Raw genomic sequence first — 10,871 nt, forward strand, 5'->3', positions numbered from 1 at the left:
GATATCCTCCTTCAATCTTTTGAAAAGAGTATAGCAGATGGTTATCAGTTGTACACTACGGTCTGTTTTGTATCGCTTACGTAAAACGTCAAGGCATTTTCGAAAAAGCCTTGACCCTTTAATATAAATCCCCACACCATTTAACGTCAACCCTAAAGGCATTTTCAAAAAAGCCTTGACCTTTTACTGCGAATCCCCACGTCAGTTACTTGAAATGTCTATGTCACAATCTGCACGAAATACCAAACAATATCTCAATCAAACGCTACCCTGCCTTTTCTACTTCCCTTCTCCAAATCTTTATTTATCCTTTATCAGGCCAGTACACAGCGGTGAATCCTGGGGATGGGGACGAACGGAGGCGGAGGCCCGCTTGGATGGCTGGCACCGGGCGGAACGGAATCCGTTGGCGATGAAAGCCGTCTGGAAACCGTTAGTGAAACTTAGGCTGCAGAGATAGAAAAAGACGGGCAGAAACTGAAAACCAAATCAGTTTCTGAGATGCCCACTGAACGGTAAAGTCCCATAAAGAGTTTACCGTGAATGGGCATCGGACCGTCTTTTTCCGTCCCTGGAGCCTTAGTTTCCCTTACGGTTGGAAGCCGGTTTTCATCGCCAACGGATTCTGTTTCGCCCGGTGCCAGCCGTCCAAGCGGGCCTCCGCCTCCGTCCGTCCCCATCCCCAGGATTCACCGCGTAACTTCCTCAACTAAATAAAGATTCTCCCAAAATTTAAATAACAGCGTCCATCACCATCATCACAATAAAGCCCAAAAGCAGAGCATAAGTGGCCAACTGATCATAATCATGCATATGCGTCTCCGGAATCATTTCGTCGCTGATCACATAAAGCATGGTTCCTCCTGCAAATGACAGCAGAAATGGAAGTACTGCACTGGACAGAGACGCCGCAAAAAAGCCGATAAATGTGCCTGCCACTTCAATCAGGCCCGTAAATGATGCGATTAAAAATGTCCGTTTCTTGCTGACGCCGCTCAATACCAGCGGAGAAATGATGACCATTCCTTCCGGTATGTTCTGCAGCGCGATGCCGAATGCAACAGCGATTGCATTTCCCGTATCACCGGCGCCAAAGCCGACACCAGCTGCCAGGCCTTCAGGCAGGTTGTGAATTGCTATTGCCATCACAAACAGCATGACCTTATTCAAAGATTTGTTATTCTTATGGGCTTCTTTGTCCATTCCGGTTATATTGTGTAAATGCGGCGTAACTTTATCCGCTGCATTTAAAAATAGCGCGCCACAGATAATACCTGCTGCCGGAATCCAGATCCCGGCAGCTCCCACCTCTTCCATGGCAGGTAAAATAAGCCCGAATACGGCGGCAGACAACATGACGCCTGCCGCAAATCCCAGTATAATATCGTTCCATTTATGAGGGATATTTCCCACTAAAAAACCAATCAGCGCTCCGAGCACAGTTGCCCCTCCTACGCCGAATGCGGTTATGACTACTAACTGCATCTTATCTCTCCTTTTGCTGCAACAAATTCATTTTATGCATGTCTGATATCCGTGTATTCAGATATCTCACGGCTGATCGTACATAAATCTTGTGTATTCATATCATGAAGGCAATTATGACCGGTGATTCTGGCAAATGTCTTCAATTCTTCCAAAGAACAATTGAGGAAATTGGCTACTCTCTGTGCCGCGGCATCCACTTTAAGGCGCTGTCTTAATTCCGGATCCTGGGTGGCAACACCGACCGGACAGTTTCCTGAACCGCAGATCCTGTACTGCTGACAGGCTGCTGCAATAAGACCTGCTGACGCAATGGCTACCGCATCAGCTCCCATAGCAATTGCCTTGGCAAAATCTGAAGACACTCTCAGCCCTCCTGTAATCACCAGCTGGATATCGGAATAAACCTGATCCAGGTACTTTCTGGCCCGGCTTAATGCATAGATTGTAGGCACGCTGGTAGCATCCCGTACTATTTTGGGGCTCGCTCCCGTTGCCCCTCCGCGCCCGTCTATTGTTACGAAATCCGGTTCTGCATAAACACAGTACTCCAAATCCTGTTCAATCCGGCCCGCTGCAATTTTAATTCCTATGGGCCTTCCTCCGGATGACAGGCGTAATTGAGAAACCAGATCTTTTAAATCATCTTTGCTGTTGATATTTTCAAATTTTGACGGGCTGATTACATCCTGTCCCATTGGTTTATTTCTGATCCTGCTTATCTCAGGGGTTACTTTACCTCCCGGCAGATGGCCCCCCATGCCTGGTTTGGTGCCCTGACCGATCTTGATTTCGATCGCGTCCGCATTTTGAAGGTTTTCCGGCGTCACACTGTACCGATTGGGAACATATTCAAATATGTACTTATAAGCCGCTTCCATCTCTTCCGGTAAAATGCCTCCCTCTCCGCTGCACATGGCCGTTCCTGCCATAGCTGAACCTTTTGCAAGAGCAATCTTAACTTCCTTTGACAGAGCGCCGAAGGACATATGCGAAATATATACAGGACTATTTAGAACCATCGGTTTCTCAGCGTGTTTTCCAATCACGGTAACAGTATCCACCGGATCGTGTTCCATAAGCGGCGGCGGATTTAACTGAGCCCCCAGAATCAGGATATCATCCCAATTGGGCATGGGCATTCTGGTTCCCATGGCTTCTATGATTGGCTTTCCCGTAACTGCCATCTTATGGATTTCTGCCATGTAACGGCAGGATACATCTTCTCTTGCATATTCGGACGGATAACTCAACGGCATATCCGCCGCCTGTTCCACAACCTGTTCATCTTCCATCTTTTCAAATGAAGATACCGGCTGTTTGCAAACTGGACACCCCTCAATCTCCCCTATCCTTTTCCCTTCCTTTTCCTCATCAAAAATGTACCCACAGATTTTACAACGGTATTTCCCCATACTTCTTCTCCTTTCTAAATATCCGGTCTCTAAATAACTATACTCATCATAACATATTTTTCAGCAAAATAAAACAGTAATAATTATTATTTTTGTTTTATTTTAATTAATCATAGTCTTAACCGCCCGCAGCTATGAATTAAGTACGGCTCTTTTATCAGATATTTTTCTTACATGCCTTACCATAAGCTTGGCAGTCCGGACTTGGACACAGAACAGTTTATCCTTTCATATAGTAACAGTAACTGGCGGAATACGCCAGATTCGAAAGGAGAAGGGAAAATATGATGTATTTTGACTATCCAGACGGAATGCCCAATCGAAGAGAAACATGCAGAAATGAGGAACGGTGCTGCTGCTGTCCCTGCCCTCACTGCTGCTGCCGGGGCCCAGAAGGTCCTATGGGCCCGGCTGGAGCGACTGGGCCAACCGGGGCCACCGGACCGGCTGGCGCTGCTGGGCCGACTGGGGCCACCGGGACAACAGGTGTCACCGGACCAACTGGGGCAACTGGGCTGACTGGGCCAACTGGCCCCTCTGGACCGACTGGCTCCATCGGACCAACAGGTGTCACTGGGCCAACGGGTTCCACCGGACCAACGGGTGTCACCGGACCGGCTGGCCCCTCTGGAGAGCGTGGTCCAATAGGTCCAACTGGTGTTACAGGAGCACAGGGAATTCCAGGCCCTGCTGGCGCTACGGGCGAAACTGGGCCGACCGGACCAACTGGTATAACCGGGCCAATTGGTGCCACTGGTGCAGCCGGGTCTACTGGACCAACTGGACCGACTGGCCTAACCGGCGCAACTGGGCCGACTGGCCTAACCGGCGCAACTGGACCGACTGGTCTAACCGGCGCAACTGGTCCGTCTGGCCTAACCGGCGCAACTGGGCCGGCTGGCTCCACCGGACCAACCGGCGTAACCGGCCTGACCGGCCCCACCGGACCAACTGGCGCAACTGGGCCGACCGGCCCCACCGGGCTTACTGGTGTAACCGGTCCCACTGGTGCTACTGGTCCCACCGGCCCCGTCGGACCTGAACCTGAAGACGTATTCGCCTCTTTTGAAATATATGGCTATACTCCGGAGAATGGCACGCTGCTGCCACTGTATCCAGTTGTGAATGATCCCACAGGGCAAATTGTGACACAGGATAACCAGCGAATTACGCTGGCAGCAGGATCTTATCTGATTTCGTATCAAGTATCGGGGCTTTTAAAAGAGAAAGGATATATGCAGATTACTCCGTATTATAATAATGCCGTGCATATAAATGAAGGAATCTATTTCATGACAGGAGAAGGGGTCAGCAGTGCGGCCGGATCGGCGTATCTCATCGTAGAAACATCAGGAGGAACCACTTTCAGCCTGACATTTAACAGCAATGTGGTGATTTCAGAAGCTCAGACGACTATGACAATTCTAAAATTGAGGAGAGTACTATGATTACAATTAGTCTGTGTATGATTGTTAAAAATGAAGAACCGGTTATTGCACGTATATTGGAACAAATGAAAGACATTGCGGATGAAATAATCATTGTGGATACAGGATCGGTGGATCGTACAAAAGAAATAGCAAAAAAATATACAGAAAAAGTATTTGATTATCCATGGCAGCAGGATTTTGCTGCCGCCAGAAACTTCGCATGTTCAAAAAGCTCAATGGATTATTGGATGTGGCTGGACGCAGACGACATTTTACCGGAACAGGAGCAGGAAAAACTGATTCGTTTGAAAGAAGAACTCGATCCGGAAACGGACGTGGTTATGATGAAATATCAGGCTGGATTTGATCTGAATGGCAATGTCACTTTTTCTTATTACAGGGAAAGGCTGTTGAAAAATGGACGTGGATTTCACTGGGAAGGGAAAGTCCACGAAGCCGTTACCCCTCAAGGAAAAATATTGTATTCCCCTATCTCGATTGAACACCGTAAAGTTGGAAACGGAGACCCGGACAGGAATCTAAATATCTATGAAAATATGTTGAAGAATGGAGAGCGGCTGGACGCACGGCATCAGTTCTATTATGCGCGGGAATTGTATTACCATCAGCGTTATGAAGATGCGGTTAAGGCTTTTCAGGGCTTTTTAGAAGAGGAAAATGGATGGGTCGAGAATCAGATAGAAGCCTCTATCCAGCTTGCGTCATGTTATGAGCACATGGGAAAATATAAAGAACGGATGAATGCTCTATTTTCCAGCTTTGTTCTCGATATTCCACGGGCCGAGGTCTGCTGTGAAATCGGAAGGGCATTGCTGGAGCAAAATGCATACCGGCAGGCAGCATTTTGGTATCGCCAGGCACTTTTAACGGAAATCAGGGAAGATTCAGGCGCATTTATTCAATTGGATTGTTATGGCTTTCTTCCGGCAATACAGCTCTGCGTTTGTTATGACCGTATGAGAGATTACAAAAAGGCATTGGAATATCACAAACTATCCAAAGAATACAAACCTGATTCTCCTGAAGTAAAATGGAATGAAAAATATTTTGAAAATGCCCATATAAGCTAAAAAACAGTAGCTTTCATGACTTGTACACTCCCCCCGCTCTTTGATCATATATTACAGTATGCTGATAAAGAATCCAGCATGTTGTTAAAATCAGGCACAGAAAGGACTTGGGGATATAACAGTAATATTTTTAATTCACAGGTTCTTTCGTCTTATGAATCAAAAAACATTCCCTGTAAATAAACATTTGTTAAAGAGATAAATAGTTTCTGAACACAAATAGAACCAAAAATCAGAAAGGAGTAACTTATGTGTATTGATTATGAAAATGATATGAGCTGCTGCGGTAATTGTTGTTGTAACCGAGGGCCCACCGGCCCCCGAGGCCCAATGGGACTGCCGGGATGTCCGGGTGAACAGGGTCCGATGGGGCCGCAAGGATATATGGGACCAACCGGACCGACTGGAGCAACTGGGATAACTGGCACAACCGGGCCTACTGGGGCAACCGGACCTGCCGGCACAACCGGACCGACTGGCACAACCGGGCCTGCTGGGGTAACCGGACCTGCTGGAGTAACCGGTCCTACTGGGCCCACTGGCGCTACCGGACCTGCCGGTAATACGAATTCTGCTAGTTGCAGTTGTAAAGAGCAAATAAGAAATATAATACAGCAAATTATTACTCTATATCCCAATAATGATTTATTTGTAACTCTTGACAGTGGAGATGCAATTGTTGGGCGCCCTGGTTCTTTGATATTAGGCCCGAATGGACGTAGCGGAATATTTGAAGTGACATCTTCTCAAAATTACACGCAATTTTTGTCTATATGCAGTATCGATTCGATTCAAATAAACAACGCATCATATAATGACGCAATTGCTTATTTGCCGGCACCAGTGCCCGCTCCGACAGATTGCTTTGCAGATTGCGAAGCTGCCATTCGTTCTCGTTTACCTGTAGGAACTGACGCGAGTATAATAACAAATACTCAAACCCCATCCACTGGAACAGTTATAAAAAATGAATACGGTATGATCGTACTTGCTAATGAAGCCAATACCAATGTAACCTTTATATCAACCTGCAATATAGATCTATTTTTAACCTGAAGCCTGGAACGGGTGGACACAACGGTCCACCCGCTTTTTTCGGTCCTGTATGCTGAAAATACCGTTTTTCTAATAAAAACAATGGGATAAGGTATATGTTTCTACTTCAAATTTTTAAAACTTCAAAAAATGGGCCGGCAAGCTGGCTGACTTGTACACCGATGCCATCCATTGCTCATATATTACAATATGCTGATAGGAAATATTTAGCAGGTTGTGTGAAGAGCACAAGATAATATTCACATTCCGCAAAAGAAAACAGTTTCTGAATCCAAATACAACATAAGATTGAGAAAGGAGAACATTATGTTTTATAACTATCAAAATGATATGAATCGCAGCGGGAATTGTGATTGTAATGAATCGGAAGACTCCGCATTTAGAAATAATGAATTGTCCGGATCTGGAAATTGCAGGCGTACTCCAAATGGATGCTGCTGCAATAATGGGTGTGGCAATTGCTGTTGTAATCCAGGTCCAACCGGACCCAGGGGCCCAATGGGACCGCCAGGATGTCCCGGCGAACGTGGCCCCATGGGACCCCGAGGATTTATGGGCCCCACCGGACCGACTGGACCGACTGGTAACACAGGTGCTACTGGAGTAACCGGACCTACCGGTGCAAATGGAATTATGGGAGTTTCCGGCCCCACCGGTGCAAGCGGTGCCACTGGCCCTACTGGGCCCACCGGCCCCACTGGATTAAGCGGTGCCACTGGTCCTGCTGGACCTACCGGCCCTACCGGATTGAGCGGTCCCACTGGTCCTGCTGGACCTACCGGGCCCACTGGCCTGAGCGGTGCCACTGGCCCTACTGGACCTACCGGCCCTACCGGATTGAGCGGTGCCACTGGTCCTGCTGGACCTACCGGCCCTACCGGATTGAGCGGTCCCACTGGCCCTACTGGACCTACCGGGCCCACTGGATTGAGCGGTCCCACTGGCCCTACTGGTCCTACCGGATTGAGCGGTCCCACTGGCCCTACCGGCCCCACCGGATTAAGTGGTGTCACTGGTCCTACTGGACCTACCGGACCAACTGGATTAAGCGGTCCCACCGGCCCTACCGGACCCACTGGGTTGAGCGGTGCCACTGGCCCTACTGGACCCACCGGACCAACTGGATTGAGCGGTGCCACTGGCCCTACTGGACCCACCGGATTAAGTGGTGCCACTGGCCCTACTGGACCTACCGGACCAACTGGATTAAGCGGTGCCACTGGCCCTACCGGCCCCACTGGATTAAGCGGTGCCACTGGCCCTACCGGCCCCACTGGATTAAGCGGTGCCACTGGTGTTACCGGCGCAACTGGCCCCACCGGACCAACCGGTGCCACTGGTGCAACCGGCGCAACTGGACCAACTGGGCCGACCGGACCAACCGGACCACGCGGAGACTCAGGCACGGTTGCCAGCTATGGTTCCTTTTATACCCCTGGAGATATCACAGTGGATAATGCATCTTTTCCATTAACAAGTACAACCGCGGCAGAAGGAATCACGATAGATCCTGCCACTGGAGTTGTCACTCTGCCTAATACCGGCACTTATAAGGCAGAATATGCTGTTTATGCAATTAGCAATGAATCCTCTGATACGGTTTCCCTCTATCTGAACGGTGCAGAATTAGCCGGAACCAGAAGGAGTTTAGAAAGCAACACTATGACTGAATCCTCCGCCATCTTCCAGGCGGCTGCCGGAAGCAGATTGAATATAGAAATTGTATCAAATGCATCCGTCAGATTCTATGACGACTCTAATGGGGTTGTTGGCTATTTGGTAATAACCCAAATTGCTTAATGAAATAACAAAAGTCCAGGCATCTGCCTCTCACATTCACCTATAGACTGAGGGCTGCCTTTCCAGGCAGCCCTCAGCTAAAATTCCATCTTATTCAATTCTATTCATTTGCATCTTCTCTTTTGCGGATCAATCCATAGAAGGCCAGCAACAGGCTTGACATCAAAAGCATCATTCCGTTTTTATTGCCGCTTGTATCTCCGGTTTTAGGAAGCGGTGCCAATGGTACCATATCATCAGGTATTGTCACCGGTTCGGTAACAGGGCCGGGAGCCAGTGGAACCTCTGTTTCACCGATGGTAGTTGTCACACCAGGACCTCCTGACGGGGTAGACGTATCTCTGCCCGGTTTCGTATTGGAAGATCCTCCTCCTCCGCCACCGCCAGTACTTCCGCCGCCGCTTGGAGTGTAGGTGGTTTCTTTTGTATAATATACATTGAATACCAAATCAGCTGTTAAAGTACCCGTTGTCAAATTATTATCGCATGAATCCCAAACATATCCTGTGATTTCCTTTTTCGTCTGGTTTTCTACGTTATATAAACTATTTTCTTCCTGAGTTGCAATAAAGGAATCAGAGAGCTTTATATTAGTTCCTTTTTCATAATAGTTTACCGTAATGGTATGTTTTCCCGGAACTACCGGCTGTGTTTTAGCCGCATAATATACATTGATCACTCGATCTGCATCACCTGTTCCAATAAGCGGATCACCGTCCATTCTTACTAATTGGAATCCTTCAAATGATTTATTTGCAGTTGTAGTCACATCATAAGGTTCTTCAATATATACCGTCTGATAATACGGCTCTGACATTATTTCGCCAGTATCCGCATTAATATAATTAACAGTCAAATTATGATCAACTTGTTCCATAGAAAGCCCCAGTAAAAATCTCCATTCATAGTTAATATACGCATTTCCCATATATGGACCGCTTATGTTTAATTTAATCGGGTTCTCTAAAGCAGCTTCTCCACCTTTATCAAGTCTTCCGAATGCACTGCTTATTATTTCATCTGCATATTCCGGTTCTCTCATCGCATCACCAATTGATGATTTAGGTGTGGTTCCATCAAAGGAAATATTTAGTAACGCATTATAGCAGAAATTAAAGTGGGCATCGATTACTTCAGGATCTACTTCCAGAATATTAGGACAAGTACTTATATTTGATCCAAAAATCTGGGCTAATGTCGCTGTGTCAAAATCTCCGAGCGAAGCTGCATCTGTAACTCTGTCTGGATACTTCTCAGCATTATACTGATTGTAGTAATCCACATAATATCGTGCAAGTGCATTTTCCCCCTGGTAACCTAAACGTTCAAGTTCCGCCCATATTTCTTCTGTGGAATATGTGGGTTTTTTCACGCCCGATAATAATGACGTCAATGCTTTTGTCTTCACTCTATAGCAAGTAGCATAAGTTGGAACCGGATAACCATTAAAAGCCTGAGTATTATCAAATGTTTCACCTTCTACTGCCGGACCAATAGCAAAAGAGCCGTTTTTATATCGATAAATATGATTACTGTTATTAATAATCTGTACGTCAAAAGTAACTGTATCTCCTGGCATATAGATATATTCAGTAAATGGGTCACAGAAATTCAGAAACGTATATAAATCCCCCTCGGCATCTTCACCAATTGTATATACTGCCTTTGCATCGTGAATTCTATTTTTTTTATCCGGTTCGCCTGGAATAATCTGTTCTGTAATACTTTCACTCTGAATACCGAATTCAGGCTGTTCTACGGCCCACTTTGTACTATGGTCAATTTCAGATCCGTCTTTTGCATTTAATAATGCATCCACATCTCCGGTTTTATAGAAAATAAACGTTGAAAAATGGGTTGTAACAAATTCCAGTTCTCCAGTCTCTTCATTTTTCTCCGCCTTCATATCAATCAAATGATTATCATCCTTAATATGAAAGACCCCTTCTTCTAAGACTTCATTTTCTTCTTCAATATCATCTATCAAAGCCATATCATTCAAATCAGAGAAGGACACCTTTATAGAACCACTAACAGGTTCTGCTTCTTCTCCTGCCTCATTCACCATCTTGATATCAAATGCTTTATACTGTCTTAAAGCCTGGTCCTTTTTCTCAAGTTCTTCAACTAATACCTGCTCCACCTCTTCAGGTACATCAGTCTCTGCAACTGATAAAATCACATCCTCATCAAATACTGCGTCAACCGCCTCTACAGTAATCACAATCCCATCAATTTCAATAGGTTCAAAAGTTTTATCAAACTTTTGAGCCGGCTCTGGTACGGATTCAGGTATCTCCGTAATTACTTCATTGCCCATTGATCCGGTTCCATTCCCAGTATGATCAGCCGGCACCTGTGAACCATTCTCATCTATAATTCCGTTTTCTTCATTTCCAGCTTCTTCGCTTCCACTTTCGCCGTTCCCAGTTTCTTCATTTCCGCTTTCGCTGTCTCCAGCTTCTTCGCTTCCACTTTCGCCGTTCCCAGCTTCTTCGCTTCCGCTTTCGCTGTTTCCAGTTTCTTCGCTTCCGTTTTCGCTGTCTCCAGCCTCTTCGCTTCCACTTTCGCCGTTTCCAGTTTCTTCGCTTCCA

At 46.6% G+C, this 10,871-nt stretch carries 9 protein-coding genes; 4 read left to right on the forward strand and 5 right to left on the reverse strand.

Annotated elements, in window-relative coordinates; all coding sequences use genetic code 11:
• Nucleotides 1–443: 443 nt before the first annotated feature.
• Genes GPL15_RS12050 through GPL15_RS12060 form a run of 3 tightly spaced genes read right to left on the reverse strand, consistent with a single transcriptional unit; the run spans nt 444 to nt 2,900 of the window.
• Nucleotides 444–680: a hypothetical protein gene (locus GPL15_RS12050; protein ID WP_215698920.1), complete on the reverse strand. Its 237-nt coding sequence runs from the start codon at nt 678–680 to the stop codon at nt 444–446.
• Between the two features lie 52 nt (nt 681–732).
• Nucleotides 733–1,485, reverse strand: a complete 753-nt coding sequence (locus tag GPL15_RS12055; RefSeq protein ID WP_215698921.1) for a ZIP family metal transporter — start codon at nt 1,483–1,485, stop codon at nt 733–735.
• Between the two features lie 32 nt (nt 1,486–1,517).
• The gene (locus tag GPL15_RS12060) at nt 1,518–2,900 is read right to left on the reverse strand and encodes a glutamate synthase-related protein (RefSeq protein ID WP_215698922.1); all 1,383 of its coding nucleotides are present in this window, start codon (nt 2,898–2,900) and stop codon (nt 1,518–1,520) included.
• A gap of 1,145 nt (nt 2,901–4,045) precedes the next feature.
• On the opposite strand from GPL15_RS12060, the gene GPL15_RS12065 reads away from it, so the two are divergent.
• The 4 genes from GPL15_RS12065 (at nt 4,046) to GPL15_RS27735 (ending at nt 8,277) form a co-directional block, all read left to right on the forward strand.
• Nucleotides 4,046–4,348, forward strand: coding sequence for a hypothetical protein (locus GPL15_RS12065; protein ID WP_215698923.1), 303 nt, complete (start codon nt 4,046–4,048; stop codon nt 4,346–4,348).
• Nucleotides 4,345–5,421, forward strand: a complete 1,077-nt coding sequence (locus GPL15_RS12070) for a glycosyltransferase family 2 protein (protein WP_215698924.1) — start codon at nt 4,345–4,347, stop codon at nt 5,419–5,421. Before GPL15_RS12065 ends, GPL15_RS12070 begins: the two co-directional genes overlap by 4 nt.
• A 384-nt stretch (nt 5,422–5,805) precedes the next feature.
• Nucleotides 5,806–6,477: a collagen-like protein gene (locus GPL15_RS27725; RefSeq protein ID WP_275950478.1), complete on the forward strand. Its 672-nt coding sequence runs from the start codon at nt 5,806–5,808 to the stop codon at nt 6,475–6,477.
• 1,449 nt (nt 6,478–7,926) lie between these two features.
• A complete protein-coding gene (locus tag GPL15_RS27735; RefSeq protein ID WP_215698925.1) occupies nt 7,927–8,277 on the forward strand; it encodes a hypothetical protein in 351 nt (116 codons plus the stop codon).
• 100 nt (nt 8,278–8,377) lie between these two features.
• Here the strand turns inward: GPL15_RS27735 and GPL15_RS12085 are convergent, their stop codons facing one another.
• Both GPL15_RS12085 and GPL15_RS12090 read right to left on the reverse strand, forming a co-directional pair.
• Nucleotides 8,378–10,597 carry a doubled motif LPXTG anchor domain-containing protein gene (locus GPL15_RS12085; RefSeq protein ID WP_215698926.1) on the reverse strand — a complete coding sequence of 740 codons (2,220 nt, stop codon included), beginning with the start codon at nt 10,595–10,597 and terminating at the stop codon, nt 8,378–8,380.
• A gap of 53 nt (nt 10,598–10,650) precedes the next feature.
• Nucleotides 10,651–10,871: hypothetical protein (locus GPL15_RS12090; RefSeq protein ID WP_215698927.1), on the reverse strand; the 221-nt coding region annotated here is incomplete at its 5' end.

The sequence above is a fragment of the Clostridium sp. MCC353 genome, assembly GCF_018785315.1.
In the GTDB taxonomy this organism is placed as follows: domain Bacteria; phylum Bacillota; class Clostridia; order Lachnospirales; family Lachnospiraceae; genus CHH4-2.